This is a genomic window from Pseudooceanicola lipolyticus, assembly GCF_002786325.1.
In the GTDB taxonomy this organism is placed as follows: Bacteria; Pseudomonadota; Alphaproteobacteria; order Rhodobacterales; family Rhodobacteraceae; genus Pseudooceanicola_C; species Pseudooceanicola_C lipolyticus.
In genome coordinates this window covers 1-25,893 of record NZ_PGTB01000048.1, presented here as the reverse complement: position 1 = coordinate 25,893, position 25,893 = coordinate 1, and the positions used below count along the sequence as shown (strand labels likewise).

The following is a 25,893-nucleotide window of genomic DNA, read 5'->3' as shown; positions in this document are numbered from 1 at the left end:
CGCTGTTCTTCTCGGCAGCATATATGGCGGCCAGCCAGGTCAAGCCCCGGCGCAGCCAGGGGCTGGCGATGGGCTTTGCCCGGCTCAGCGCCCGGCGCACCAGCGTCATCATCGATGCCAGCCCGCCGCCCTCGGGCCCGGCCTCCTACAATGCCCATGCCTCGACCCTGGCGTTCGAACTGACCTCGGGGCGGCGGCCGCTGATCGTCAATTGCGGCTCCGGCGTGTCTTTCGGGCAGGAATGGCGCCGCGCCGGGCGCGCGACACCGTCGCATTCGACGCTCAGCCTGGAGGGCTATTCCAGCGGCCGGCTGGCGCCGATCGGCCCCGCCCCCGACACCCCCGAGGCGCTGACCGACGCCGCCAGCCATGTGCCGGTGGAACTGTCGGAAATGACCGACGGCATCCGCTTTCAGGGCGGCCATGACGGCTATGTGCGCAATTTCGGCCTGACCCATGCCCGCACCCTGGATCTGACCTTCGACGGGCGTGGCATGGCGGTGGAGGATATGCTGCTGGCGATGGAAACCGCCGCAAAGCGCCGCTTTGACAAGGCGATGGATGCGGTCAAGCTGGCCGGGATTGGCTTTGCCATCCGGCTGCACCTGCATTCCGATGTCGACGCGACGCTGGATCTGGGTGGCGCCGCGGTGTCGATGGCGCTGAAAAGCGGTGAGATCTGGGTGTTTCGCCATGACGGCGTGTTCGACCTGGCGCTGGAGCCCAGCGTCTATCTGGAAAAGGGCCGGCTGAAACCGCGGCCCAGCCAGCAGATCGTGCTGTCGGGGCGGGCGATGGATTATGCCACGCGCATCCGCTGGTCGCTGTCCAAGGCGCATGAAACCGCCGATGCGGTGCGCGACCTGAACCGCGACGAGTCGCCTTTCGAAGACTGAACCGGTGCACCCCGGTGCAGCGGTGACGCGCGCGGCGCGGCCGGGGATGCGCGTATTTGCAACGAGAAGAAGCCGGGGGTGGTTCTCTCTGCCCCGGAATTGCTCTATGCCCCAGCGCATCTGCTACTGCCAAGGGAAGAACCATGAGCAACCTTCACCCCATTCGCCGCGCGCTGATCTCGGTTTCGGACAAGACCGGGCTTGTCGCCTTCGGCCAGGCGCTGGCGGCGCGCGGGATCGCCCTGCTCAGCACCGGCGGCACCGCCCGCACGCTGCGCGAGGCCGGGCTTGAGGTGACGGATGTGGCCGAGCTTACCGGCTTCCCCGAGATGATGGATGGCCGGGTCAAGACGCTGCACCCGGCGGTGCATGGCGGGCTGCTGGCGCTGCGCGACAAGGACGACCATGTGCAGGCGATGGAACAGCACGGCATCGCGCCGATCGACCTGCTGGTGGTCAATCTCTACCCGTTCGAGGCGACGGTGGCGCAGGGCGCCGGCTATGACGATTGCATCGAGAATATCGATATCGGCGGCCCGGCGATGATCCGCGCCGCGGCCAAGAACCACGCCTTTGTCAACGTGGTGGTCGATGTCGCCGATTACGACGCGGTGCTGGAGCAGCTGGACACCCATGACGGTGCCACCACCCTGGCCTTCCGGCAGCAGCTGGCGCAGACCGCCTATGCCCGCACCGCGGCCTATGACGCGGCGGTATCGACCTGGATGGCCGGCGCCATCGGCGCACCGGCGCCGCGCCGCCGCGCCTTTGCCGGCACCCTGGCGCAGAACCTGCGCTATGGCGAGAACCCGCACCAGTCGGCGGCGTTCTACCGCGACGGCACCGACCGGCCGGGCGTGGCCACGGCGGTTCAGCATCAGGGCAAGGAACTGTCCTATAACAACATCAATGACACCGACGCCGCCTTTGAACTGGTCAGCGAATTCGCGCCCGGCGATGGCCCGGCCTGCGCCATCATCAAACATGCCAATCCCTGCGGCGTGGCGCGCGGCGAGACGCTGCAACAGGCCTATCTGCGCGCCTTCGACTGCGACCGCACCTCGGCCTTTGGTGGCATCATCGCGCTGAACGGCCGGCTGGACGGAGCCACCGCGGAAGAGATCGCCAAGATCTTCACCGAGGTGGTGATCGCGCCCGAGGCGGATGACGCCGCCAAGGAGATCTTTGCCAAGAAGAAGAACCTGCGCCTGCTGACCACCGGCGCGCTGGCCGATCCGCTCGCGGCGCTGCCGGCCTTCCGCCAGGTCGCGGGCGGGTTCCTGCTGCAGGACAAGGATTGCGGCCATATCACCGCCGCCGACCTGACCGTCGCCACCAAACGCGCCCCGACCGAGGCGGAACTGGCCGACCTGCTGTTTGCCTGGACCGTGGCCAAACATGTCAAGTCCAACGCCATCGTCTATGTCAAAGACGGCGCCACCGTCGGCGTCGGCGCCGGCCAGATGAGCCGGGTGGACAGCGCCAATATCGCCGCCATCAAGGCGCAGCGCATGGCCAACACCCTGGGCCTGAAGGACAGCCCCGCCAAGGGTTCGGTTGTCGCCTCGGACGCGTTTTTCCCCTTTGCCGACGGGCTGATGGAGGCCGCCGCCGCCGGCGCCACCGCGGTGATCCAGCCGGGCGGGTCGATGCGCGATGACGAGGTGATCGCCGCCGCGGATGCCGCCGGCCTGGCGATGGTGTTCACCGGCATGCGCCATTTCCGGCACTGAGGACACCCGGCGGATGCGGCTACTGATCCTGTCGGGCCTGCTGGCCCTGCTGATCGACCAGGGCAGCAAATATGCCGTGGTGCATGGCATGGAACTGTTCCGGCGCCGCGCCATCGACGTGCTGCCGCCACTGCTGAATTTCCGCTATGGCGAGAATCGCGGCATCAATTTCGGCCTGTTCGACGGCGACTCGGACGCGGCGCGCTGGCTGCTGATCGTGTTCTCGGTGCTGGTGGTGGCGGCGGTGATCTGGTGGGTGTCCAGCCGCCGCAAGCCGCCGGTGGTGATGCTGAGCGCCGGCCTGCTGGTCGGCGGTGCCCTCGGCAACGTCGCCGACCGGCTGCTCTATGGCTATGTGCTGGACTTCCTCAACATGTCCTGCTGCGGCATCAACAACCCGTTTGTCTTCAACGTGGCCGATATCTTCATCTTCCTCGGCGCGCTGGGGCTGATCCTGTTCGACGGCGACGGCAAGAGCCGGAAAAAGGCCCCGTGACCCGGCGGCGCGAATGGGGTAGAACACCCCGGAAAGAGACAGGAGCGTATCCGTGCGGGCAGTCCCAGCAGTGATTTTTCTGGCAGCGGTCGTGGCGCTATCCGGCTGTTCGAACCGCGGCCTGATGGATCTGCGCAGCAACAGCGAAGGTCCTGACGAATTCATGATCCTGCCGGCAAAGGAACTGGAGCAGCCCGCCAGCTATAGCGCGCTGCCCGAACCGACGCCGGGCGGCGCCAACCGGACCGACCAGAACCCCAATGCCGACGCGGTGATCGCGCTGGGTGGCAGCGGCGCGGCGCTGAACGCGCAGGGCATCCCCGCCAGCGACAGCGCGCTGGTCACCCAGGCCAGCCGCCACGGGGTCGAACCCGATATCCGCACCACCCTGGCCGAGGCCGACGCGCAGTTCCGCAAGCGTCAGGCGCGCGGCACCCGGATCCGGCTGTTCCCGGTCGACCGCTATGAACAGGCCTATCGCCGCTCGGCGCTGGATCCGTTTGCAGAAACCGAACGATTCCGCCGCGCCGGCTTCCAGACGCCGAGCTCGCCTCCGGTAACGCCCTGACCCTGCTCACGTTTCCGCCACCGGCCTTGAACCGGAGGCAGAAGGGGGTATGTCTGGCGCTATGGACCGGAGGGATGTGACATGATCCGATTTCTCGCGCCGATTCCCGCCCTGATCGCCCTGGCCCTTCCCGCCTGGGCCGATAGCGGCGAAGAGGCGGTGACCAGCTTCACGCTCGACAATGGTATGCAGGTGGTGGTGGTCGAGGATCACCGCGCGCCGGTGGTACAGCAGATGGTCTGGTATCGCGCCGGGTCGGCCGATGAACCGCCCAGCCAAAGCGGTGTGGCGCATTTCCTCGAACATTTGCTGTTCAAATCCACCGAGAACATGGCAGCGGGCGAGCTGTCGGCGACGGTGGCGGCCAATGGCGGCGAGGACAACGCCTTTACCAGCTATGACTACACCGCCTATTTCCAGCGCGTCGCGGCGGACCGGCTGGAACTGATGATGCGGATGGAGGCCGACCGCATGGTCAACCTCAAGCTGGACGAAAGCGATATCGCCACCGAGCGCGATGTCATCCTGGAAGAACGCAGCCAGCGCACCGACAACAACCCGCGCGCGCTGTTCGGCGAACAGATGAGCGCGGCACAGTATCTCAACAGCCGCTACGGCGCCCCGGTGATCGGCTGGCGGCACGAGATGGAAAGCCTCGACCGCGACGATGCGCTGGATTTCTACCGCACCTATTACGCCCCCAACAATGCCATCCTCGTGGTCTCGGGCGATGTCGAGCCCGACGCAGTGCGGCAACTGGCCGAAACCTATTACGGCGTGCTGCCCGCCAATCCCGACCTGCCCGAGCGCATCCGCGCGCAGGAACCGCCGCAGACCTCGGCCCGGCGGCTGACCTTCAAGGATGCGCGCGTGGCGCAGGAATATGTCAGCCGTTCGTACCTGGCCCCCGAACGCGATCCGGGCGACCAGGAACAGGCGGCGGCACTGACCCTGCTGGCCGAGATCCTGGGCGGCGGCACCACCTCGTTCCTGGCCGAGAAGCTGCAATTCGACCAGCCGCTCGCGGTTTGGAGCGGCGCCTATTACAACGGCACCGCGCTGGACGACACCACCTTTGACGTCGTCGTGGTGCCGGTGCCCGGCGTGTCGCTGGAACAGGCCGAGGCGGCGATGGACCAGGCGCTGGCCGATTTTATCGCCACCGGCGTCGATGCCGCCCAGCTGGAGCGCATCAAGATGCAGCTGCGCGCGGCGCAGATCTACGAGCGCGACAATGTGAATGGCATCGGCAACCGCTATGGCCGGGCGCTGGCCATCGGGCTCAGCGTGCAGGACGTGCAGGACTGGCCCAATCTGCTGCAGGCGGTCACCGCCGAGCAGATCATGGCCGCCGCCAAACAGGTGTTCCGGCCCGAAGCCTCGGTGACCGGCTGGCTGATGCGGGACGGGGAGGTAAGCCAATGAAGGCCCTGATCACAACATTTTTCGCCCTGCTGATGGCCCTGCCCGCCTGGGCCGAGGTGCAGATCGAGGAAGTCACCTCGCCCGGCGGCATCACCGCCTGGCTGGTCGAGGAACCGTCGATTCCCTTCACCGCGCTGGAAATCCGCTTTCAGGGCGGCACCACGCTGGACGCGCCGGGCAAGCGCGGCGCCATCTACCTGATGACCGCGCTGCTGGAAGAAGGTGCCGCCGACCTGGATGCGCGCGCCTTTGCCCGCCGGCAAGAGGAACTGGCCGCCAGCTTCAACTATGATGCCTATGACGATTCGGTTTCGATCTCGGCCCGGTTCCTGACCGAGAACCGCGACGAGGCCGTCGCCCTGCTGCGCACCACCCTGCACGAACCGCGCTTTGACCAGGACGCGGTCGACCGGGTGCGCGGCCAGGTGATCTCGGGCCTGATGTCCGATGCCAAGGATCCGCGCGACATCGCCGCGTCCGAATTCGCCCGCCTGGCCTATGGCGATCACCCCTATGCCAGCGATGGCAAGGGCACGGTGGAAAGCGTCTCGGCGCTGACCCGCGATGACATCGTCGCCGCCCACCGCGCCGTCTTTGCCCGCGACCGGCTGTTTGTCAGCGCCGTGGGCGACATCACGCCCCAGGCGCTGGGCACGTTGCTGGACACGCTGTTTGCCGACCTGCCCGCCACTGGCGCCACCCTGCCCGGCCCGGCCGAGGTGCAGATCAGCGGCGGCGAAACCGTGATCGGCTTCGATGTTCCGCAATCCGTTGTGGTGTTCGGCCAGCGCGGCATCGACCGTGACGATGACGATTTCTTTGCCGCCTATGTGATGAACCAGATCCTGGGCGCCGGCGGCTTCGAAAGCCGTCTGATGACCGAGGTACGCGAGAAACGCGGGCTGACATATGGCGTCTATTCCTACCTGGCGCCGCGCGATCTGGCCGCCGTCTACATGGGCGGCGTATCGTCATCGAATGACCGCGTCGCCGAGGCGATCGAGGTGATCCGCGCCGAATGGCGGCGCATGGCCGAAGAGGGCGTGACCCAGAAAGAACTGGAAGACGCCAAAACCTATCTGACCGGCGCCTATCCGCTGCGCTTTGACGGCAATTCCCAGATTGCCGACATCATGGCCGGCATGCAGCTTCAGCGCCTGCCGATCGACTATATCGCCACCCGCAACGACCAGGTGAACGCGGTGACGCTGGAGGATGTGAACCGCGTCGCCGCTGAATTGCTCGACCCCGAAAACCTGCATTTTGTCGTTGTCGGCCGGCCCGACGGGCTGGACAGCAGCGCGGGCAACTGACCCCGCGCTGTGCCCGCTTTGCCGCGTTTGCGCAACAGTCGCAAAAGAGTGACGCCTTTTTTGAAACTTCTGTGCTAGGCTGACTTAAACGCCAGCGTCCGGCCGGAGGCCAGAGCGCATGCACCCTATTCCTCCGACCGCGTGGCGGGATGCTACGGGAGGAGCAATATGGCCGAAACCATTGGAAACCCACTGTCCTGGACAGCGCGCAAAATCGGCGCGACCAGCAAACATATCGCGGATGCCACCGCCGAAATCGGCGGTGAAGAAGGGCTGGCCCTGCCGCGGGCCCGCGCCATCACCTATGCCGATCTAAGCGCCGCCCTGCGCGCCGGATGGCAGGATTTCCTGGCCAGCCGCGCCGACGCGGTGGCGGCGGTGCTGATCTATCCCGCCGCCGGGCTGCTGCTGATCGGGGCGGCGATGCAGATGGACCTGCTGCCGCTGCTGTTCCCGCTGGCCGCCGGCTTCGCGCTGCTGGGGCCGGTTGCCGCGGTGGGCCTCTATGAAATCAGCCGCCGCCGCGAGCGCGGGGAAGAGGTGAACTGGCTTGCCGCCTTCGGCGTCATCCGCTCGCCCGCCTTCGGGGCGATCCTGGTGCTGGGCCTATACCTCGCGGCGCTGTTCGCCTGCTGGATGCTGGCCGCCTATGGCATCTACGCCGTCACCCTGGGCCCGGAACCGCCGGCTTCGGCAGGTGCCTTCCTGGCCGATGTGCTGACCACCGGCGCCGGCTGGACCATGGCGATCCTCGGCATCGCCGTCGGGTTCCTCTTTGCCCTGGCCGCCCTGGTGGCCAGCGCGGTGTCCTTCCCGCTGCTGCTGCACCGGCATGTCGGCGTGCCGCTGGCGGTGGTCACCTCGGCGCGGGTGTTCCGCACCAGCCCCGGCCCGATGCTGGCCTGGGGCGCCATCGTCGCCGGCGCGCTGGTGATCGGCTCGATCCCGGTGCTGCTGGGCCTGATCATTGTCATCCCGGTACTGGGCCACGCAACGTGGCACCTGTACCGGCGCGCGGTGGCTTAGCCCCCCTTCCGCGCATTTGCCCCGGCGCCGGGCGCCGGGGCATCCGCTAGCCTGCGACCTTCAGAACGATCTTGCCGATATGGCCCGAGCTTTCCATCCGGGCATGGGCCGCGGCGGCATCGCCCAGGTCGAATTCGCTGTCCATCACCGGAGCGATCCGCCCCGCATCCAGCAGGGGCCAGACCTTCTCCCGCAGCTCGGCGGCGATGGCCGCCTTGGCGGCCACGCTTTGTGGCCGCAGGGTCGATCCGGTGATCGTCAGCCGGCGCACCATCATCAGGGCAAAGTTCACCTCCACCACCGGCCCTTGCAGGAAGGCGATCTGCACCAGCCGCCCATCTTCGGCCAGCGATTTGAGGTTGCGCGGGATATAATCGCCGCCCACCATGTCCAGGATCAGGTTGGCGCCGCCTTCCTCCTTCATCACCTTGACGAAATCCTCGTCCCGGTAATTGAGCGCCCGCTCGGCGCCCAGATCGGTGCAGGCCTTGCATTTCTCGGCCGACCCGGCGGTGGCGAAGACCCGCGCGCCGAAGGCATGGGCCAGCTGGATCGCGGTGGTGCCGATCCCCGACGAGCCGCCATGCACCAGGAACCGCTCGCCCGCTGTCAACCCGCCGCGCATGAAGACATTGGACCAGACGGTGAAATAGGTCTCGGGCAGGCAGGCCGCCTCGCGCAGCGCCATGCCCGCGGGCACCGGCAGGCAATGCGCCGCCGGGGTCGCCACGTATTCGGCATAGCCACCGCCGGGCAGCAGCGCGCAGACCTTGTCGCCCTTGGCCAGGCCGGTCACCCCCTCGCCCAGCGCCACAACCTCGCCCGCGGCTTCCAGCCCCGGCAGGTCGCTGGCATCCGGCGGCGGCGCATAGCTGCCCGCGCGCTGCAGCGCGTCGGGCCGGTTCACCCCGGCATAGGCCACTTTCAGGATCACCTGGCCGTGGTTCGGCGTCGGCACCGGGCGCTCGACCACCTTCAGCACCTCGGGCCCGCCCGGTTCGCTGATCTCGACCGCACGCATCATCTTGGTCATCTGCATCCCCCTTCGGTTGCCGGCAATCTGCCGTATCGCCGCCGGCGCTGCAATCACCGCTAGCCGGTCTGCAAGATGGTCCGGGTCGGGAAGGGAATATCGACGCCGGCGTCATCCAGCGCCTCTTTGACCTTGCGCTTGATATCGGCCTGGTACTGGAAATATTCCGGCCGGTCGCACCAGGCCCGCACCAGGAAATCGACCGAACTGTCGCCCAGGTTGTTCACCTGGATAAACGGCTCGGGGTCGGACAGGGTGCGCTCGTCGGCCATGATCACACGGCGGATCGTCTCTTCGGCCACCTTCAGATCGGCGCCATAGCCGACGCCGAATTCCCATTGCGCCCGGCGGGTCGGGTAGATCGAATAATTGATGATCGTGTTGCCCCAGACCTCGGCATTGGGAACGATGATCTGCACGTTATCCAGGCTGGCCAGCTCGGTATAGTTCAGGGTGATCCCCTTGACGGTGCCGGAACTGCCGCCCACCTCGACGAAATCGCCGGTTTTGACCGGACGGAAAAAGATCAGCATCACCCCCGCCGCGACATTCGACAGTGTGCCTTGCAGCGCCAGGCCGATGGCCAGGCCGGCGGCACCGATCACCGCGATGATCGAGGTGGTCTGCACCCCGAAGGTGTTCAGGATGAACAGCGCGGTAAACACCAGGATCGCATAGCGCAGGATCGAGCCGAGGAACTCGAACAGCATCACGTCCAGCTGGGCATAGCGGACGCCGATGCCCTGCACCCGGCGCTGCGCCCAACCGGCCACGATCCAGCCGACGATCAGGATCACGATCGCGGCCAGGACCGACCCCGCCAGCGAGGCGAGGAAGTCGAGCGTCAGGACGTCGGCAACGGTTTTGCCGTTCCAGATTTCGGTATTCAGCAGATCTTGCATCAGGTCTCCGCGAGGCTGTCCATTTTCCGGGCAAGCTTGGCGTCGAGCGAGCTCAGCCCACCCACGTCATGCGTCGTCAGAACAACCTCTACGGTTTTGTAGACATTGCTCCATTCCGGGTGGTGGTTCCATTTTTCGGCCCAGAACGCAACCCGGGTCATCCAGCCGAAGGCCTCGATGAAATCCTCGAACTGATAGGTCTTGGTGATCGCGTCGCGACCCTCCACCGTGGCCCAGCCGCAACTGAACAGCGGGTTCAACAGCGGCCCGCGGGTCTCTTCGGATAGCTTTTCGGTCATTCCTGCTCCTCCACCTGTGCCCGCCGGAACGGGCCATAATCGGTCAGCACTTCGATCTCTTCGGCCACCGCCGCGCGCTCGGCCTCCAGGTATCGTTCGATGGCGCGGGCAAAGCCGGGATCGGCAACCCAATGCAGCGAATGGGTCTGCGACGGCAGGTAACCGCGCGCCAGCTTGTGTTCACCCTGCGCGCCGGCCTCGACCCGGCGCAGCCCCTCGGCCAGCGCGAAATCGATGGCCTGATAATAACACAGTTCGAAATGCAGGCAGGGGTGGTGTTCGACACAGCCCCAATAGCGGCCGAACAGCGTCTCGCGGCCGATGAAGTTCAGCGCCCCGGCCACCGGGCGGCCGTCGCGCTCGGCCAGGACCAGCGCGATATCGTCGCGCAGCCGGTCCTGCGCAATGTCGAAAAACTGCCGCGTCAGATAGGGCGAGCCCCATTTGCGCGCGCCGGTATCCTGATAGAACCGCCAGAACGCGTCCCAATGCGCAGGTTGCAGCCCGGAGCCGGTATAGGTGCGAATGGTGCCGCCAAAGCCCTGCGCCTGGGCGCGCTCCTTGCGGATATTCTTGCGTTTGCGCGATGACAGGTCGGCCAGGAACGCGGCAAAATCGGCATACCCACGGTTCAGCCAGTGAAACTGCTGGGTGCTGCGCGCCATCAGCCCCATCTGGCGTCCGGCCTCGGCCTCGTCGGCGGTGCAGAAGGTGACATGCAGCGACGAGATCTGGTTGTCCGCCGCCAGTTGCACCGCGCCCTGCACCAGCGCCGACATGCCAATCTCGGCATAGCCCGGGCGCACCAGGAACCGCCGCCCGGTGGCCGGGGTGAAGGGCACCGCGATCTGCAGTTTCGGGTAATAGCGTCCACCGGCCCGTTCATAGGCATGGGCCCAGTTGTGATCGAAGATATATTCGCCCTGGCTGTGCGACTTGGCGAACATCGGCGCGCAGCCGATCAGCATGCCATCCATCCGCGCCGTCAGGTATTGCGGCTGCCAGCCGGTGCCACGCCCGGTCGAGCCGCTGACTTCCAGCGCTGACAGAAACCGGTGGGTGGTAAACGGATCGAGCGGGCGGCCGCCCTCGGCCGTCTCGGGGCAGGCGCAGGCATCCCAATCCTCGGCCGCGATCTGCGCGAGGGACGAAAGCACCTGAATTTCGATCTGGGCCTGGTCCATAACGTTCCTGCTGCGCCTGCCCCTTATGTGTGGCAGGTCGCCGCCGGATCAACCCGGCATGGGGGCGGGATAGTTCTCGAAGGTGATGTTGTCGGCAAAACGACGGGCCTCTGCCTCTTCCTGCGGCGAGCGGATGGTCCAGCACAGCACCGGAACGCCGGCATTGCGCAGCGCCTGCACCCGTGGCCGCGCCAGGTCGCGCGCCTGGTGCGACACAAAACTGGCGCCGGCCCGGTCGAAATCGGGGATCTGGCGCAGCCGATCGCAGATTTCGCGGCTCAGCGGCCAGTCCGCCGGGTCGTAATCCGAGGTGGTCAGCCCGCGCGCCAGATTCGGCGCCAGCCGCGCCATTTCGGCCACCGAATGCGGGTTGAACGACATCACCGCCACCGGCCCGTCATAGCCCGCCAGCGCCCCGGCCGCCGCCGCTTCCAGCGGCCCGATATCGGGGCCCATGGCGCCATCCTGGTCCTTCAACTCGATCAGCAGCGGCACCGCGCCAGCGACCAGCTCCAGGATCTCGGTCAGTGTCGGGATTGTTTCGCCATCGCCGCCGGCCAGCGCGATTGCCTGCAACTCGGCGGCGCTGCGGCGGCGCAGCGGGCCGGGCTGCCCGGTCAGCCGCGCCAGGTCGTAGTCGTGAAACACCATCGCCGCGCCATCCGCGGACAGTTGCAGATCGATCTCGATCCCATAGCCCTGGGCGATGGCGGCGCGGATCGCGGCGCGGCTGTTTTCCGGCCGCCCCTGCGACCGGTCGTGATAGGCACGATGCGCCAGCGGGGTGGTGCAGAAGGCCGGGTGCAGCCGGGGGGTCATCGGATCTGGAAGATGCCTTCGATCTCGACCGCAACACCCAGCGGCAGCGACGCGGCAGATACCGCGGAACGGCTGTGCCGCCCGGCTTCGCCCAGCGCCTCGACCAGGAAATCCGAGGCGCCATTCACCACCTGCGGCTGCTGGGTGAAATCGACGGTGGAATTGACAAACCCGGTCAGCTTGACCACCCGCACCAGCCGGTCCAGATCGCCGCCGCAAGCCGCGCGCACCTGGGCCAGCAGGCTGATGGCACAGCGCCGTGCCGCCGCCGCGCCGGCCGCGACATCCAGGGTATCGCCCAGCTTGCCGGTGATCAGCGTGCCGTCTTCCCCGGCCGAGATCTGGCCCGAAATGTAGACCATGTCGCCCACCTGCACGAAGGGGACGTAATTAGCCGCCGGGGCCGGCGCCTCGGGCAGGGTCACGCCGAGTTCGGCCAGTTTGTTTTCGATGCTCATCAGATATGTCCTTCCGGGTCCGGTTTCGCGGCGGACGCTACCCGGTATCCGCCGCTACCGAAAGGGAAAAATGCCTCCCGACACCGGGCCTGTTGGGTGCCGGGCACAGTGTGCCCGGCGCGCGCTCAGCCTTCGCGGAACGCCTTGACAAAGTAATCGGCCAGCGGCTTGACCAGATAGGTCAGCGGCGTGCGGTCGTCGGTGCGGATAAACGCCTCCACCGGCATGCCGGGGATCAGCACCGCGCCTTCGGGCAGCCGCTCGATCTGGCCTTCGTTCAGCTCCAGCTCGGCGCGATAGAACGATTGCTGGCCGTTATTGTCCTCGAAGGTGTCGGCCGACACCGTGGTCACCTTGCCGAACAGTTCCGGGGTCTGGCGCTGGTCGAAGGCGGAAAACCGCAGCGTCACGTCCTGGCCGACGAACAGTTTGTCGATATCGATCGGGTCGACCCGCGCGGCGATCACCAGCGGCCGGTCCTGCGGGATCAGGTACAGCACCGGATCGGCCGACCGGATCACCGAGCGCAGCGCGTGCACCTGCAACCCGTAAACCACCCCCGAGACCGGCGCGGTGATCTCCAGCCGAGCCAGCCGTTCCAGGATCGAGCGGCGCTCTTCCTCCAGTTCCAGCTCGCGATATTGCAGGTCGCGCAGCTGGGTGATCGCCTGTTCGCGCTGGGTGGTGCCCAGTTTCAGCACCTCGATATCGATCTCGGTGATGCGCCCCTCGGCCTCGGCCTTCGAAGCCGCCAACTCGCCCAGGGTGCCGTCCAGGTTGGCCGAGGTGCGCTGCAGGTTCAGCACCGTGCCGGCCTGCGCCAAGCCGCGGTCCAGCAGCGATTGCTGGTTGTTCAGCTCGACCTCGATCAGGTCCAGCTGGCGCGCCAGAGACCCCTGCTGCGCCTCGATGCCCTGGATCTGGTTCAGGATCTGGCCGCGCCGTTTTTCCAGCTGCTCGGTCTCGCGCTGGATCGATTCCTGGCGCGCCACGAACAGGCGGCGCTGCCCGTCGACCAGTTCTGCCACCTCGGGGCGCTCCTGCGCCACCCGCAGCAGCTCTTCGTCGAAGACCAGGGTGTCCGAGCTGTCGCGCTCGGCCTCCAGCCGGCCGCGGCGGGCCATCAGTTCGAACAGCTGGCCCTCGGTGATCACCAGGTCGGAATAAAGCAGCTTGGAATCCAGCCGGATCAACAGCTGGCCTTCCTTCACCTCGTCGCCCTCGTCGACCAGGATCTCGCTGACCACGCCGCCGTCGGGGTGCTGCACCACCTGGCGGTTGCGCTCCACCTCGATGCGGCCGGGCGCCACCACCGCGCCGGCGATTTCCGAAACCGCCGCCCAGGTGCCGAAGCCGCCCAGCAACACCAGCAACCCGGCAAAGCCCAGGATCAGCGGCCCGCGGGCCGACCATTTGTTGTCGCTCATCTCACGCCTCCCATGGCGGCGGTTTTCTGCAATTCCTCGTGGTTGACCACCATCTCGCGCAGCACCTTGTCCTTGGGACCAAAGGCGGCGCGGGTGCCGTTATCCAGCACCAGCAGCATGTCGCATTCCTGGATTGCCGCCGGCCGGTGCGCCATGATCAGGCAGGAATGGCCGGCCGCCTTCAGCGCCCGGATCGCATGGTTCAGCGCGATCGAGCCGTCATTGTCCAGGTTCGAGTTCGGCTCGTCCAGGATCAGGATCACCGGGTCGTCATACAGCGCCCGCGCCAGCCCGATGCGTTGGATCTGCCCCCCCGACAGGCGCCCGCCGCCGGTAGACACGCGGGTGTCATAGCCGTCGGGCAGATGCACGATCATGTCATGCGCGGCGGCCTTCTTGGCGGCGGCCACCACCTTGTCCGGGTCGGGCTCGCGGCTCAGCCGGGCGATGTTCTCGGCGATGGTGCCATCGAACAGCTGCACCCGCTGCGGCAGATAGCCGATATGCCGGCCCAGCACCGAGGGGTCGTATTGGTCCAGCGCCGCGCCATCCAGGCGGATGCTGCCGCCGGCCGGGCGCCAGACGCCGGTCAGCGCGCGCGCCAGCGTCGATTTGCCGGCCCCCGAGGGACCGATCACACCGATCGCCTGGCCCGGTTCGACGGTGAAGGTGATGGTGCGCAGCGAGGCGCGGGTGTCCCCCGGCGGCACCACGGTCAGCGACTGCACCTGCAGCTTGGCCCGCGGCTTGGGCAGGGCGGTGCGCGGATGTTCCACCGGCACCTTGTCCAGCAGTTCAGCCAGGTTGTTCCAGCCCTTGCTGGCGCGCTGCACCAGCGGCCACTGGCCGATGGCCAGTTCGATCGGCGCCAGCGCCCGGCCCAGCAGGATCGAGCCGGCAATCATCGCCCCAGGGGTCAGCTCGTTCTGCAGCACCAGGTAGGCGCCCAGGCCCAGCATCGCCGATTGCAGGAACAGCCGCAGCGTCTTGGTCATCGACGAGAAGCTGCCGCCGACATCGCTGGCCGCGACGCTCTGATGCAGCGAGGTGTCGCGTGCCACCTGCCAGCGGTTGAACGCCGCCTCGCGCATGCCCATGCTCTGCACCATTTCCGATTCGGTGCGGATCTCTTCCGACATCAGGTTGGCGCGGTGCGCCGCGATATTGGCCTGTGACACCGGTTCGCGCGACAACAGCTGGTTCAGCAGGGTGATCACGATAAGAACCGCGCCGCCGATCAGCGCCAGCGCGCCCAGCCAGGGGTGGAACAGCATGATCCCGGCCAAAAAGATCGGCGTCCAGGGAATGTCGAACACCGCCATCAGCACCGGCGAGGCCAGCAGCCGCTGCACCGATTCCAGGTCCGACAGGCCGGTCTGCGCCGACACGTCCGGCGCCACCACCGAGCGGCGGATCACCGCATCGAACACCCGCCGGTCCAGCGCCGCCTGGAACCGGGCGCCGACGCGGGCCATGATCCGGCCGCGGGTATAATCCAGAATGCCCATGATGCCGTACAGGAACACCACCAGCAGCGACAGCGCCACCAGGGTCTCTTCCGACCGGCTGCCCAGCACCCGGTCATAGACCTGCAGCATGTACAGCGGGCCCGTCAACATCAGCAAATTGGCAAACACGCTGAACAGGCCCACCGCCCAGAACAGCGCCCGACTTTGCCTGCGTGCCGCAAGCAGCTCATCGCGGCCCGATTGTCTCACCACCTATCCCGCCCTTTTCGTAACTCTCGCACAGCCATGCCGCGCTTCCGGCCGAATCATCGGCACGAAGACACCGAAATCAGCCCAGCTCTGTTTCCAATGTGCCACAAATTCACTAATGGACTATCCATCCTCTGGGAACCGCGTCGCTTTACCTTAAATAAGCGGTTCGTCGCCGCGCTCGGATCAACCGATTGGACTTCTGATATAATGAACGCAACCTTTCAAGCTGCCGCACCCGTTTTTGCGCTTATTTCCGCGTGTCTGCTCGCCGGGTGCACCACACCGGACACGCCGGCGCGCCCCGGTGACGTCTTTGACCCCTTCGAAAACACCAACCGCAGCATACATGCCTTCAACGTCGGCGTGGACAAGGTGTTTTTCCGTCCCGCCTCAAAGGGCTATGTCACCATCGTCCCGGATCCGATGGTGACCAGTTTCAGCGAATTTGCCGACAACCTGTCCGAGCCGGGCAACATGATCAACGCGATCCTGCAGGGCAATCCGAAACGTGCCGGCACCGCCCTGGCGCGGTTCCTGCTGAACTCGACCATCGGCTTTGCCGGGCTGGCCGATCCCGCCACCGAATTCGGAATCGGCGAGGATCACACCGATTTCGGCGAAACCCTGTATATCTGGGGCACCCCGGAAGGCGCCTATGTCGAGCTGCCCTTCTTCGGACCGTCGAATCAGCGCGACGCCACCGGGCTGGTGGTCGACTTCTTCACCAACCCGATCGGCTATGCCCGCTCGCAGCGGGTGGCCAACACCACCTTCGGCGCCGAGGTTGTTCAGCGCATGGGCGATCGCGGCAGGTATTCTGATGTGGTCGATTCGATCCTATATGAAAGCGCGGACAGCTATGCGCAGGCCCGCCTGATCTATCTGCAGAACCGCCGCTTCCAGCTGGCCGGTGACGAGGGGCCCACCTATTCTGATCCGTATGAAGAACTGTACGCAGACCCCTATGAGGATATCTATGCCGAGTAATGTTCTGACCCGCCGCACCCTGCTGACCACCACCGCTGCCCTGGCCGGGGCGGCGCTGCTGCCCGGTGCGGGCCTTGCACTGACCGAAAACGGCGCCAACAACCTGGTCAACGCGCTGGTCGCCGATATCAACCGGGTCATCGCCTCGGGCAAATCCGAAGCGGCGATGATCCGAGATTTCGAGAATATTTTCGTCAAATACGCCGATGTGCCGATCATGGCGCGCTATGCGCTGGGGGCCGATGCGCGCGCCGCCAGCCCGGCGCAGATGCGCGGCTTCACCCAGGCGTTCCAGGGCTATATCGCCAGTAAATACGGCCGCCGGTTCCGCGAATTCATCGGCGGCACCGTGGTGGTGAAATCGACCCGCCAGATCAAGGCCGGCTACGAGGTGCGGGCGGTGGCCGACCTGCAGGGCCAGGCCCCGTTCGAGGTCACCTTCCTGGTCTCGGACAAGTCGGGCAAGGATCTGTTCTTCAACATGTTCGTCGAAGGCGTGAACCTGCTGTTGACCGAGCGCACCGAAATCGGCGCCATGCTCGACCGGCGCAAGGGCAACCTCGACGAGCTGATTTCCGACCTGTCCAAGCTCGGCTGAGCGCCACCCCCCGGCCTCAGCGCCGCACCTGCGGTTGCGGCGCTGTGCCGGGCTCGCCGCCCAGCAAACCGCGCAGCAGCCGCTCTACCCCGCTTTCCAGCCCGCCGCCCGAACTGGCGTTCTGATCGCGCGCCTGCGCCGCCCCGGCCGGTTCCATCATCGGCAATGGCGTGGGCGTCAGCCCCTCGTGCACCCGCACCATCGTTTCATGCCAGATTTCCGCCGGCAGGCCGGCCCCGGTGACGCCGGATAGCGGCGTGTTGTCGTCATAGCCCATCCAGACCCCGGCGACATATTGCGAGGTAAAGCCGATGAACCAGGCGTCGCGCGCCGATTGCGTGGTGCCGGTCTTGCCCGCCGCCTGCCAGCCCGGCAGGGCGGCGCGGTGGCCGGTGCCGTCCGACACCACCTGCTCCATCATCCAGATCAGCTGCTGCGCCGCCTCGGTGCGGATCACCCGCTCGCCGATGCCGCCGACCTTGTCGATCAGCGGCGCGTCATCGCCCTGCAGCTTCAGTTCGGTCAGCCCGTAGGGCGTCACCGACGAGCCGCCGTTCAGGATGCCGGCATAGGCACCGGTCATCTCGATCAGGGTGCTTTCCGACACCCCCAGCGCCAGCGCCGGGCCGGCGGCCAGGTCGCTGCGGATGCCAAAGCCTTCGGCCACCTGGCGCACCAGGTCGCGCCCGACCTGCTCGGACACCTTGATCGCCGGGACATTCAGCGAATCCCGCAGCGCCCGCGCCAGGGTGATCTGGCCGTAATGCTTGTGGGTATAGTTGTCGGGGCACCACTGGCCAGAGCCGGGAATGGTCATGCAGAACGGTTCATCCACCACCGTGTCCAGCGGCGAATAGCCGGTCTCCAGCGCGGTGGCATAGACAAACGGCTTGAACGACGACCCGGTCTGCCGCAGCGCCTGCGTTGCCCGGTTGAAGGCACCGGTCACCTTGGTGTCGCGCCCGCCCACCATGGCGCGCACCGCGCCATCGGCCGACATCACCACGATCGCCGCCTGCGCCTTCGACCCCTCCTTGACCTTCTCTTCGAAGATATAGCGCATCGCGTCTTCGGCGGCGGTCTGAAGTCGGCGGTCCAGCGTGGTGCGGATAATCACGTCATCGGCGGTGTTGCGGGTAAAAAATTCCGGGCCGGTCGACATCACCCAATCGGCGAAATAGCCGCCGGCGCGGGCCTCGGCCGCCTCGGACAATTCCGCCGGGTTGTCCAGTGCCGCCTGCGCCTGCGCCTCGGTCAGGTATCCCTGCTCGCGCATCAGCCCGATCACCACCGCCGCGCGGTTCTGCGACCGTTCCAGGTTGTTGGTCGGCGCCAGCGAGGTCGGCGCGGTCAACAGACCGGCGATCATCGCGCCCTCTGCCGCCGTCACCGCCGAGGCCGGCTTGCCAAAGAACCGCTGCGCCGCGGCTTCGGCGCCATAGGCGCCGCCGCCCATATAGGCGCGGTTCAGATAGATGGTCAGGATCTCGTCCTTGGAGTATTTCAGTTCCATCGCCAGGGCATAGAGGGCCTCCTTGCCCTTGCGCCACAGCGAACCTTGGCGGCAATCGGCCTCGTAAGCCGCCTGGCTTTTCCATTCCGACGCCACGTATTCGACGCCCAGGCACAACAGCTTGGCGGTCTGCTGGGTGATGGTCGATCCGCCATGACCCGATAGCGGCCCGCGGCCTTCGCGCAGGTTGATGCGGATCGCGCCGATGATGCCGCGCGGGCTGATCCCGAAATGGCTGTAGAAGCGCCGGTCCTCGGTGGCGAGGATGGCGTTTTTCAGGTTGGGCGACACCGACTCGGCGGTCACCACGCCGCCGAACTGGTCGCCGCGCCAGGCAAAGACAGCACCCTCGCGGTCCTGCATCGTGACCGAGCCGCGCGCGCGGCCATCCACCAGCGCCGACATTTCCGGCAGCGAGGCATAGATCACCCCCACACCCAGCGCCACCAGCAGGGCGACCACCATGCTGAACCGCCAGGTCAGGCGCCAGACCAGCCGCAGGAACCAGCCCAGAATCGCCCCGAGGAACCCGCGGATGCCGCCCCGACTGCGCGACCGGCGCGCCGGCGCAGCCTTGCGCCGGGCCGGTTTCGCGGCGGTTTTTGCCTTGGGTTTGGGCGCAGACGCGGCTTTGCTGCTGCGCGGTTGCGCCGGATAGCGCCTGTCGGCCACAAGCGGCGGCTTTCGTCCGGATTTCTTTGCCATGTTCTGCCCTGCCCGGCCTTGTTCTTGGCGGCAGACTATCCTGCCTGCACGGCTTTGTAGAGACCTTGAGGCCACAACCTGGCTTTGTTTTTCGCCCAAGAATTAATCAAAATACCGAATTTGTGCAAAAATTGTGCAACATTATCCCCGTCGCCCGGCCTGACTGCCGGCGCAATGTTTCAATTCACCAAGATGCAGCGCCTTCTTGCGGCCGTAGCTGCAGGCAAGCCTGCGAAACGAAGGGGACAGAGGTGAAACTCATCATAGCAACAATCAAGCCGTTCAAGCTGGAAGAGGTCCGCGAAGCGCTGACCGCAGCCGGCGTGCGCGGCATGATGGTGACGGAGATCAAGGGGTTCGGGTCGCAGTCCGGCCATACCGAAATTTACCGGGGGGCGGAGTATGAAGTGAATTTCGTACCCAAGATCAAGCTGGAGATCGTCGTCTCCGCCGCGATGGTCGACTCGGTGGTGGAAACCATCACCAAGACCGCTCAGACCGGCAAGATCGGCGACGGTAAGATCTTCGTTCTGGATGTGCTGCAGGCCATCCGGGTGCGCACCGGCGAAACCAACGAAGACGCGCTGTAACTCGGCCAACTCAAGGGACATTATTCGAAATGAAACATCTGAAACTCCTTCCTGTGGCCGCAGCGCTGATCGCGCTGCCGACGCTGGGACTGGCGCAAGAGGCAGAGGCCGCGCCCGGGTTCGACGAGATCGGCCCCTATATCATGACCACGCTGCTGTTCCTGATGGCAGGCTTCCTGGTGTTTTTCATGGCAGCCGGCTTTGCCATGCTCGAAGGCGGCCTGGTCCGGTCCAAGAACGTCGCGATGCAGATGACCAAGAACATCGCGCTGTTCTCGGTCGCGGCGGTCATGTACTGGCTGATCGGCTTCAACCTGATGTATCCCGGCGATGGCTGGATCATGGCCGGCTGGATTGGCCCCTTCTTCAGCCAGACGGTGCTGGACCCGGTTGGTGTGGCCCCTGCCGATGCTGCGCTTGACTATGCTTCGGTCGGTTCCGACTTCTTCTTCCAGCTGGTCTTTGTGGCCGCTACCGCCTCGATCGTGTCCGGCGCCCTGGCCGAACGGATCAAGCTGTGGCCCTTCCTGCTGTTCGTCGTGATCCTGACCGGCGTGCTGTACCCGATCTCCGGCTCCTGGCAGTGGGGCGGCGGCTGGCTGTCCGAAATGGGCTTCTCGGACTTCGCCGGCTCGACCGTGGTGCACTCGGTGGGTGGCTGGGCCGCTCTGGCTGGTGCCATCGTGCTGGGTCCGCGCATCGGCAAATACGGCGCCGATGGCAAGGTTCACCCGATGCCGGGTTCGAACCTGGCGCTGGCCACGCTGGGCACATTCATCCTGTGGCTGGGCTGGTTCGGCTTCAATGGCGGCTCGCAGCTGGCCATGGGCACGGTCGGCGACGTCTCGGATGTGTCGCGCATCTTCGCCAACACCAACATGGCTGCCGCTTCGGGTGCCATCGCTGCCCTGATCCTGACCCAGGTTCTGTATAAGAAGCCGGACCTGACCATGGTGCTGAACGGCGCCCTGGCCGGCCTGGTGTCGATCACCGCGGAACCGCTGGCCCCGACGCTGTTCGGTGCGCTGTGGATCGGTGCCATCGGCGGCGTGATCGTGGTCTTCACCGTGCCGTTCCTGGACAAGCTCAAGATCGACGACGTGGTCGGCGCCATCCCGGTGCACCTCTGCGCTGGTATCTGGGGCACCATCGCCGTGATCTTCTATGGCGAGGCCAGCCTGGGCACCCAGCTGACCGGCATCATCGGCTACGGCATCTTCACCTTCGTTGCCTCGCTGATCGTCTGGTTCATCCTCAAGGCGGTCATGGGCATCCGGGTTACCGAGGAAGACGAGATCAACGGTCTCGACATGGCCGAGCTGGGCATGGAAGCCTATCCGGAATTCTCCAAGGGCTGATCGGTCCGCGATCCGAAACAGGAAAGGCCCCGGCGGATGCGCCGGGGCCTTTTCACTTTGGCCCCCGGTTCACTTTGGCCCCCGGCCCGTCACACCGGCTCGGAACGCTCTGCTCCCAGCTCGCCCTGAAACACCGGCAGGGCCACCGCCTCGTCCGGGCGTCGCGCGCCGCCCTCGACGGTGATGCGCGCCTGGCCCAGCCGCGGGTGCAGCCCCTGCGCCAGCTTCCACGCCGCCAGCAGTCCGACACCCCCGGCCACGAACACGCCCGACACCGGCGCCGCCAGCAGCACCAGCCAGGCCACGCCGGGCGTCAGGATCCCGGAAACATCGCGAAAGCTGGAATAGATCGCCGACATCTCGGTGCGCTCCGATGGCTTCACCGCCAGCAGAAAGGGCAGCCCGGCGCTGACATCCAGCAGGATCAGGAAAAACGCCCCCGCCATCAGCCCGGCCACCGCCAGCTGCGGCACCCCGTGCGGCAGCCCCGCCAACAGAAAGAACAGCCCCGCCATCAGAAACCCGGTGCGGATCGCCGTGCGCAGCGAGGTCCGATGGATAAAGCGCAGCATCAGCGGCGCCAGGAACAGCGCCGCGTTCGAGACCGATTGCGCAATCCCGCCCAGCTGCGGGCTCAGCCCGTTTTCCACCGCGTAGATAGGCAGGTAAACCACATAGACCCACCAGCCGCAGGACCGGATCACCGCGAACAGCCAGCCGGTGATCAGCCGCGACTGGGCAAAGAACCGGTGGAAATAAGCAAAGGGATTGGCCGGCGCCGCCCGGCTTTTGGTGATCAACCGGCCATTGCCCAGCCGCATCACCAGAAACACTACAAGCATGCCATAGGCGGCGGTGGCGGCAATCAGGAACGGCGCCGCCGGCCACCAACGGTAGAGGAACACGCCCAGAACCGGCCCCGCGGTCCAGCCCAGCGCGCTGTAAAGCAGCCGCGAGGTCTCCAGCTGCCCCAGCTCGATCTTGGCGACATAGTCCAGCACATAGGCGTTGAAACAGACAAAGGTGGTGACCACCGCACAGGTCACCAGCGACAGCCCCGCCACCGTGGCCAGCGGCGTGCCCAGCAGGGTCAGCAGCGCGCCGCCAGCAAACATCTGGGTGCCCACCACGTAAATCCACCGGCGCGCGACAAAGCGGGTCAGATAGGGAATCAACAGCCCCAGACCCAGCGAGGCCAGCCCGACGAAGAAATAGACCTTGGACACCGCCAGCGCATCGCCCAGCGCCCGGTACATGACCAGCGGAAAGACCGAGATCAGGATGCCGCGGGCAATCGCCTCGGTGCCGGCCAGAACCGCAAAGCCACGGACACTGGGGGCAGGCGCATGGCGCAGCCATTCGGGAATTCGGCGATCGTGCATATTGGGGCGCTCGTCAGTGTTGCGCCCACCAAGCGCAGATTCCGGCGCCTGTCATGCCCGGTTGCGACCTCGGTCTGATCGTTTTTGTCTGTCGCGCCCGCTGTCCTTGCGGGACGGCAAGCGCGGCACTTCGGCCGCCCCAGACGCGCGGCCGCGCCGCCCGTGTTACACTCACGGCGGCGCGGCACCCTGGCGCCACTACAGCAACGGGAGAAAATCAGATGATCATGCGGATTTTTCAGGTTTTGGTACGGTCAGGAAAGGAAGCGGAATTCAGCAAGTTTTTCCACGAAACCGCGATTCCGCTGATGCAGCGCACCAAGGGCATCGCGCAGGTCCTGCCCGGCGCGCCGCGCCCGGACAGCCCGCGAGAATTCAGCTTCGTCATGATCTGGGAGGACCTCGAGTCGCTCAAGGCCTTCGTGGGCGAGGATTACACCACGCCTCATATCGACCCGGCCGAGGCCGAGCTGGTCGAGTCGCGGGTGATCAAGCATTACGATCTGGTCGCCGGCTGAGCCGGCACCGCCCGCGCGCGACGGGGGACCCGCCGCACCCGGATTCCGCCCCGGCGTCGATCAGACGTCGGCCTCGGCAATCGCCTGCGCCAGCGCCGGCACCGTCTTGGCGTTCAGCCCGGCAATGTTCATCCGGCTGTCGCCCACCATATAGACGCCGTGGTCGCGGCGCAGCTCTTCCACCTTCTCCGGCGAAATCCCCAGCCGCGAGAACATGCCGCGATGCTGCGCCAGGAACCCGAACCGGTCCGAGCCGGTCAGCCGCTGCAACTCGTCGGCCAGCTGCTGGCGCAGGCCCAGCATTCCCTGCCGCATGTCCTCCAGCTCGGCCCGCCAATCGGCGCGCAGTTCGTCATCGTTGAGGATCATGGTGACCAACCGCGCCCCGTGATCGGGCGGGAAGGAATAGTTCTGCCGGTTCAGGAAGGCCAGCGTGTCACGCGCCAGCCCGGTCTGCGAGGCATCCTGCGACACCGCCATCAGAATGCCGGTCCGTTCGCGATAAATGCCGAAATTCTTCGAACAGCTCGCCGCGATCAGGCATTCCGGCAGCGCCGCCGCCACCGCCCGCGTCGCCTCGGCATCCTGCTCCACCCCGTCGCCAAAGCCCTGATAGGCAATGTCGATCATCGGCAGCGCGCCCTTGTCCTGCAACAGCGCAATGACGCTCTGCCATTCCACCGGGTTCAGATTGGCGCCGGTCGGGTTGTGGCAGCAGCCATGCAGCAGCACCACGTCACCGGCGCGCAGCCCCTGCAGATCGTCCATCATGCCGGCAAAATCGATCCCGCCCGTGGCGCTGTCGAAATAGCGGTAGGGCACGGTTTCGATATTCAGGTATTTCAGGATCGACAGATGGTTGGGCCAGGTCGGGTCCGACACGAAGACCCGCACATCGGGATTGGCATAGCGCACCAGTTCAAAAGCCTGGCGCACCGCGCCGGTGCCGCCCGGCGTCGCCGCTGCCGCCACCGCCTCGCGCGGCACTGCATCGCCCAGCACCAGCGCCACCATGGCGTCGGAAAAGGCCGGATCGCCCAGCAGCCCGACATAGGACTTGCTCTGCTGTTCCTGCCACAGCCGGTGCTCGGCGGCCTTGATCGCCCGCATGATCGGGGTCACCCCCTCGGCATTCTTGTAAACGCCGACACCCAGGTCGATCTTGTCGGCACGCGGATCGTCGCGAAAGGTCTGCATCAGCGCCAGGATCTTGTCGGCGGGTTGCGGCTTGAGGGTCTTGAACATCAGTCTGCTCCGGTGGCGACGGGAAGGGTGGGAAAGGCGCCCCATTCGGCCCATGACCCGTCATAAAGTGAATGGTCGGTCTTGCCGAGCCGCTCCAGCGCCAGGCTCAGCACCGCCGCGGTCACCCCCGACCCGCAGCTGGTGATCGCCGGTTTCGACAGGTCGACACCGGCCTGTTCGAACACCGCGCGGGTCTCGGCGGGGGATTTCATCGTGCCATCGGCGTTCAGCAGGTCCTGGTAAAACACGTTGCGCGCGCCCGGGATATGGCCGCTGCGCAGCCCGGCGCGCGGCTCGGGCGAGTCGCCTCGGAACCGGTTCGGCGCGCGGGCGTCGATGATCTCGTGATCGCCCAGCTTGGCCGCCGCCGACACCTGCGTCACATCGCGCACCAGGCCGTTCTGCACCCGCACCGTCATGTGCCGGTCGCGCACCATCGGCGCCATGTCCTCGATCTCGCGCCCCTCGGCCTGCCATTTCGGAAAGCCGCCATCCAGCACCGCCACATCGGGCTGGCCCATCAGCCGGAACAGCCACCAGACCCGCGCCGCCGAAAAAATGCCGGCGCCGTCATAGATCACCACCTGGTGGCCGTCGCCGACGCCCAGCGCCCGCATCCGCGACATGAACTTTTCGACCGGCGGCGCCATATGCGGCAGGTCGGACCGGTGGTCGGAAATCTCGTCGATATCGAAGAACCGGGCGCCGGGAATATGCGCCGCCGCGTATTCGGCCTTGGCATCGCGGTTCATCGCCGGCAGATACCACGAGGCGTCCAGCACGCGCAGGTCCGGATCCTTCAGATGCGCCGACAGCCACTCCGTCGAAACGAGCGTCCTGGGATCGTCCTGAGCCATTCGCCAACCCTCTCTCGCTGATCCTGTTTGACCTACAACCGCACAGGCCACCACGCAAGCCTGTCCCAGTGCGGTAACGGCCCTAGCTGTGATCCTTCAACAGCCGCTGCTTCTGCCGTGACCAGTCGCGCCGCGCCTCGGTCTCGCGCTTGTCATGCAGCTTCTTGCCCTTGGCGATGCCCAGCTTCACCTTGGCCATGCCCCGGTGGTTGAAATACATCACCATCGGCACCAGCGTCATGCCCTTGCGCTGGGTGGCGTTCCACATCCGCGACAGCTCGCTGCGCGACACCAGCAGCTTGCGCCGCCGCCGTTCCTCGTGGGTAAAGGTCTTGGCCTGGGCATAGGGCGCGATATAGGAGTTCACCAGCCACAGCTCGCCCTCCTCCACCGCCGCATAGCTCTCGGCGATATTGCCGCCATTCTGGCGCAGCGACTTCACCTCCGAGCCTTCCAGCACGATGCCGCATTCGACATCCTCCTCGATGGCATAGTCGAACCGCGCCCGCCGGTTCTCGGCGATGACCTTGTAATTGTCGCTGTCCTTGCTCTTTGCCATGACGGCACTATCTAGGCGCGCCGCCGCAGCCCCGCAACCCTCTCGCCCCTCCCGTTGCCGCAAATACACACGCGGACTCCCGCAGAGCTCAGCCGCTGCACCGGGGCGGCGCTCCTGCGCTTTCCGTTGCCCGGCGCATGCGCTTGGCCTAGATCCGAAACATGACCGATTCCGCCCGCATCGCCGATATCGCCCGCTGCCTGGGCGAACCCGCGCGCGTGGCGATCCTGGCCGCGCTGGCCGCCGCGCCCGAACGCACCGCCGGCGACCTGACCCGGATC

25 protein-coding genes are annotated in these 25,893 nt (G+C 66.2%); 12 read left to right on the top strand and 13 right to left on the bottom strand.

Annotated elements, in window-relative coordinates:
- The 7 genes from CVM52_RS12830 to CVM52_RS12800 all read left to right on the top strand — a co-directional run.
- A partial coding sequence (locus CVM52_RS12830) for a heparinase II/III family protein (protein ID WP_205964951.1) occupies nucleotides 1–896 on the top strand: 896 nt, incomplete at its 5' end.
- Nucleotides 897–1,039: 143 nt separating this feature from the next.
- A complete protein-coding gene (gene purH, locus CVM52_RS12825) occupies nucleotides 1,040–2,629 on the top strand; it encodes a bifunctional phosphoribosylaminoimidazolecarboxamide formyltransferase/IMP cyclohydrolase (protein ID WP_100162894.1) in 1,590 nt (529 codons plus the stop codon).
- 13 nt (nucleotides 2,630–2,642) lie between these two features.
- Entirely contained in the window at nucleotides 2,643–3,125 is a 483-nt protein-coding gene (gene lspA, locus CVM52_RS12820) for a signal peptidase II (protein WP_100162893.1), read from the top strand.
- Between the two features lie 70 nt (nucleotides 3,126–3,195).
- Complete coding sequence (locus CVM52_RS12815; RefSeq protein ID WP_370300711.1) at nucleotides 3,196–3,693, top strand: DUF3035 domain-containing protein; 498 nt, start codon at nucleotides 3,196–3,198, stop codon at nucleotides 3,691–3,693.
- A gap of 81 nt (nucleotides 3,694–3,774) precedes the next feature.
- Nucleotides 3,775–5,118: a M16 family metallopeptidase gene (locus CVM52_RS12810; RefSeq protein WP_100162891.1), complete on the top strand. Its 1,344-nt coding sequence runs from the start codon at nucleotides 3,775–3,777 to the stop codon at nucleotides 5,116–5,118.
- Nucleotides 5,115–6,431 carry a M16 family metallopeptidase gene (locus tag CVM52_RS12805; protein ID WP_100162890.1) on the top strand — a complete coding sequence of 439 codons (1,317 nt, stop codon included), beginning with the start codon at nucleotides 5,115–5,117 and terminating at the stop codon, nucleotides 6,429–6,431. Before CVM52_RS12810 ends, CVM52_RS12805 begins: the two co-directional genes overlap by 4 nt.
- Nucleotides 6,432–6,599: 168 nt before the next feature.
- Nucleotides 6,600–7,457 (top strand): DUF2189 domain-containing protein, encoded by an 858-nt coding sequence (locus CVM52_RS12800; RefSeq protein ID WP_100162889.1) that lies wholly within the window; start codon nucleotides 6,600–6,602, stop codon nucleotides 7,455–7,457.
- Nucleotides 7,458–7,503: 46 nt separating this feature from the next.
- Here the strand turns inward: CVM52_RS12800 and CVM52_RS12795 are convergent, their stop codons facing one another.
- From CVM52_RS12795 to CVM52_RS12760, 8 genes are all read right to left on the bottom strand, one after another.
- Nucleotides 7,504–8,490 (bottom strand): NAD(P)H-quinone oxidoreductase, encoded by a 987-nt coding sequence (locus tag CVM52_RS12795; RefSeq protein WP_100162895.1) that lies wholly within the window; start codon nucleotides 8,488–8,490, stop codon nucleotides 7,504–7,506.
- Nucleotides 8,491–8,549: 59 nt separating this feature from the next.
- Nucleotides 8,550–9,392: a mechanosensitive ion channel family protein gene (locus tag CVM52_RS12790; protein ID WP_100162888.1), complete on the bottom strand. Its 843-nt coding sequence runs from the start codon at nucleotides 9,390–9,392 to the stop codon at nucleotides 8,550–8,552.
- Nucleotides 9,392–9,691: a 4a-hydroxytetrahydrobiopterin dehydratase gene (locus tag CVM52_RS12785; protein WP_100162887.1), complete on the bottom strand. Its 300-nt coding sequence runs from the start codon at nucleotides 9,689–9,691 to the stop codon at nucleotides 9,392–9,394. Before CVM52_RS12785 ends, CVM52_RS12790 begins: the two co-directional genes overlap by 1 nt.
- The gene (locus CVM52_RS12780) at nucleotides 9,688–10,875 is read right to left on the bottom strand and encodes a GNAT family N-acetyltransferase (RefSeq protein ID WP_100162886.1); all 1,188 of its coding nucleotides are present in this window, start codon (nucleotides 10,873–10,875) and stop codon (nucleotides 9,688–9,690) included. Before CVM52_RS12780 ends, CVM52_RS12785 begins: the two co-directional genes overlap by 4 nt.
- A 48-nt stretch (nucleotides 10,876–10,923) precedes the next feature.
- Nucleotides 10,924–11,694 carry a glycerophosphodiester phosphodiesterase family protein gene (locus tag CVM52_RS12775; RefSeq protein ID WP_100162885.1) on the bottom strand — a complete coding sequence of 257 codons (771 nt, stop codon included), beginning with the start codon at nucleotides 11,692–11,694 and terminating at the stop codon, nucleotides 10,924–10,926.
- The gene (locus CVM52_RS12770; RefSeq protein ID WP_100162884.1) at nucleotides 11,691–12,152 is read right to left on the bottom strand and encodes a RidA family protein; all 462 of its coding nucleotides are present in this window, start codon (nucleotides 12,150–12,152) and stop codon (nucleotides 11,691–11,693) included. The genes CVM52_RS12775 and CVM52_RS12770 overlap by 4 nt, the downstream gene beginning before the upstream one ends.
- 125 nt (nucleotides 12,153–12,277) lie before the next feature.
- Nucleotides 12,278–13,579 carry an HlyD family type I secretion periplasmic adaptor subunit gene (locus tag CVM52_RS12765; protein WP_100162883.1) on the bottom strand — a complete coding sequence of 434 codons (1,302 nt, stop codon included), beginning with the start codon at nucleotides 13,577–13,579 and terminating at the stop codon, nucleotides 12,278–12,280.
- Nucleotides 13,576–15,297, bottom strand: a complete 1,722-nt coding sequence (locus CVM52_RS12760) for a type I secretion system permease/ATPase (RefSeq protein WP_240620952.1) — start codon at nucleotides 15,295–15,297, stop codon at nucleotides 13,576–13,578. Before CVM52_RS12760 ends, CVM52_RS12765 begins: the two co-directional genes overlap by 4 nt.
- Before the next feature lie 210 nt (nucleotides 15,298–15,507).
- On the opposite strand from CVM52_RS12760, the gene CVM52_RS12755 reads away from it, so the two are divergent.
- Together CVM52_RS12755 and CVM52_RS12750 are read left to right on the top strand one after the other, a co-directional pair.
- Nucleotides 15,508–16,287 carry an MlaA family lipoprotein gene (locus tag CVM52_RS12755; RefSeq protein ID WP_100162881.1) on the top strand — a complete coding sequence of 260 codons (780 nt, stop codon included), beginning with the start codon at nucleotides 15,508–15,510 and terminating at the stop codon, nucleotides 16,285–16,287.
- Nucleotides 16,277–16,885, top strand: coding sequence for an MlaC/ttg2D family ABC transporter substrate-binding protein (locus CVM52_RS12750; RefSeq protein WP_100162880.1), 609 nt, complete (start codon nucleotides 16,277–16,279; stop codon nucleotides 16,883–16,885). Before CVM52_RS12755 ends, CVM52_RS12750 begins: the two co-directional genes overlap by 11 nt.
- A 16-nt stretch (nucleotides 16,886–16,901) precedes the next feature.
- Here CVM52_RS12750 and CVM52_RS12745 read toward each other — a convergent pair whose 3' ends face one another.
- Nucleotides 16,902–19,103 carry a transglycosylase domain-containing protein gene (locus CVM52_RS12745; protein WP_100162879.1) on the bottom strand — a complete coding sequence of 734 codons (2,202 nt, stop codon included), beginning with the start codon at nucleotides 19,101–19,103 and terminating at the stop codon, nucleotides 16,902–16,904.
- A 251-nt stretch (nucleotides 19,104–19,354) separates the two neighbouring features.
- Between CVM52_RS12745 and CVM52_RS12740 the strand changes: the two genes are divergently transcribed.
- On the top strand, nucleotides 19,355–19,693 hold the full coding sequence (locus CVM52_RS12740) for a P-II family nitrogen regulator (RefSeq protein WP_100162878.1): 339 nt from the start codon (nucleotides 19,355–19,357) through the stop codon (nucleotides 19,691–19,693).
- 29 nt (nucleotides 19,694–19,722) lie between these two features.
- Nucleotides 19,723–21,051 (top strand): ammonium transporter AmtB, encoded by a 1,329-nt coding sequence (locus tag CVM52_RS12735; protein WP_100162877.1) that lies wholly within the window; start codon nucleotides 19,723–19,725, stop codon nucleotides 21,049–21,051.
- 89 nt (nucleotides 21,052–21,140) lie between these two features.
- On the opposite strand, the gene CVM52_RS12730 is transcribed toward CVM52_RS12735, so the two are convergent.
- Nucleotides 21,141–22,433, bottom strand: a complete 1,293-nt coding sequence (locus tag CVM52_RS12730) for an MFS transporter (RefSeq protein ID WP_100162876.1) — start codon at nucleotides 22,431–22,433, stop codon at nucleotides 21,141–21,143.
- Between the two features lie 221 nt (nucleotides 22,434–22,654).
- Here CVM52_RS12730 and CVM52_RS12725 point away from each other — a divergent pair, with 221 nt between their 5' ends.
- Nucleotides 22,655–22,951: an antibiotic biosynthesis monooxygenase family protein gene (locus tag CVM52_RS12725; protein ID WP_100162875.1), complete on the top strand. Its 297-nt coding sequence runs from the start codon at nucleotides 22,655–22,657 to the stop codon at nucleotides 22,949–22,951.
- 60 nt (nucleotides 22,952–23,011) lie between these two features.
- Here CVM52_RS12725 and CVM52_RS12720 read toward each other — a convergent pair whose 3' ends face one another.
- The 3 genes from CVM52_RS12720 to smpB all read right to left on the bottom strand — a co-directional run bounded on the left by CVM52_RS12720 (nucleotide 23,012) and on the right by smpB (nucleotide 25,612).
- A complete protein-coding gene (locus CVM52_RS12720; RefSeq protein WP_100162874.1) occupies nucleotides 23,012–24,196 on the bottom strand; it encodes an amino acid aminotransferase in 1,185 nt (394 codons plus the stop codon).
- Nucleotides 24,196–25,053, bottom strand: a complete 858-nt coding sequence (gene sseA / locus CVM52_RS12715) for a 3-mercaptopyruvate sulfurtransferase (RefSeq protein WP_100162873.1) — start codon at nucleotides 25,051–25,053, stop codon at nucleotides 24,196–24,198. Before sseA ends, CVM52_RS12720 begins: the two co-directional genes overlap by 1 nt.
- Before the next feature lie 82 nt (nucleotides 25,054–25,135).
- Nucleotides 25,136–25,612 (bottom strand): SsrA-binding protein SmpB, encoded by a 477-nt coding sequence (smpB, locus tag CVM52_RS12710; RefSeq protein ID WP_100162872.1) that lies wholly within the window; start codon nucleotides 25,610–25,612, stop codon nucleotides 25,136–25,138.
- Nucleotides 25,613–25,893 lie beyond the last annotated feature (281 nt).

Coding starts and splice junctions, on each gene's coding strand:
- CVM52_RS12770 (WP_100162884.1), bottom strand. CDS start 12,152: ATGAGCATCGAAAACAAACTGGCCGAACTCGGCGTGACCCTGCCCGAG.
- CVM52_RS12785 (WP_100162887.1), bottom strand. CDS start 9,691: ATGACCGAAAAGCTATCCGAAGAGACCCGCGGGCCGCTGTTGAACCCG.
- sseA (WP_100162873.1), bottom strand. CDS start 25,053: ATGGCTCAGGACGATCCCAGGACGCTCGTTTCGACGGAGTGGCTGTCG.
- CVM52_RS12765 (WP_100162883.1), bottom strand. CDS start 13,579: ATGAGCGACAACAAATGGTCGGCCCGCGGGCCGCTGATCCTGGGCTTT.
- CVM52_RS12790 (WP_100162888.1), bottom strand. CDS start 9,392: ATGCAAGATCTGCTGAATACCGAAATCTGGAACGGCAAAACCGTTGCC.
- CVM52_RS12725 (WP_100162875.1), top strand. CDS start 22,655: ATGATCATGCGGATTTTTCAGGTTTTGGTACGGTCAGGAAAGGAAGCG.
- CVM52_RS12735 (WP_100162877.1), top strand. CDS start 19,723: ATGAAACATCTGAAACTCCTTCCTGTGGCCGCAGCGCTGATCGCGCTG.
- purH (WP_100162894.1), top strand. CDS start 1,040: ATGAGCAACCTTCACCCCATTCGCCGCGCGCTGATCTCGGTTTCGGAC.
- CVM52_RS12795 (WP_100162895.1), bottom strand. CDS start 8,490: ATGACCAAGATGATGCGTGCGGTCGAGATCAGCGAACCGGGCGGGCCC.
- CVM52_RS12775 (WP_100162885.1), bottom strand. CDS start 11,694: ATGACCCCCCGGCTGCACCCGGCCTTCTGCACCACCCCGCTGGCGCAT.
- lspA (WP_100162893.1), top strand. CDS start 2,643: ATGCGGCTACTGATCCTGTCGGGCCTGCTGGCCCTGCTGATCGACCAG.
- CVM52_RS12730 (WP_100162876.1), bottom strand. CDS start 22,433: ATGCACGATCGCCGAATTCCCGAATGGCTGCGCCATGCGCCTGCCCCC.
- CVM52_RS12805 (WP_100162890.1), top strand. CDS start 5,115: ATGAAGGCCCTGATCACAACATTTTTCGCCCTGCTGATGGCCCTGCCC.
- CVM52_RS12750 (WP_100162880.1), top strand. CDS start 16,277: ATGCCGAGTAATGTTCTGACCCGCCGCACCCTGCTGACCACCACCGCT.
- CVM52_RS12755 (WP_100162881.1), top strand. CDS start 15,508: ATGAACGCAACCTTTCAAGCTGCCGCACCCGTTTTTGCGCTTATTTCC.
- CVM52_RS12810 (WP_100162891.1), top strand. CDS start 3,775: ATGATCCGATTTCTCGCGCCGATTCCCGCCCTGATCGCCCTGGCCCTT.
- smpB (WP_100162872.1), bottom strand. CDS start 25,612: ATGGCAAAGAGCAAGGACAGCGACAATTACAAGGTCATCGCCGAGAAC.
- CVM52_RS12780 (WP_100162886.1), bottom strand. CDS start 10,875: ATGGACCAGGCCCAGATCGAAATTCAGGTGCTTTCGTCCCTCGCGCAG.
- CVM52_RS12745 (WP_100162879.1), bottom strand. CDS start 19,103: ATGGCAAAGAAATCCGGACGAAAGCCGCCGCTTGTGGCCGACAGGCGC.
- CVM52_RS12800 (WP_100162889.1), top strand. CDS start 6,600: ATGGCCGAAACCATTGGAAACCCACTGTCCTGGACAGCGCGCAAAATC.
- CVM52_RS12720 (WP_100162874.1), bottom strand. CDS start 24,196: ATGTTCAAGACCCTCAAGCCGCAACCCGCCGACAAGATCCTGGCGCTG.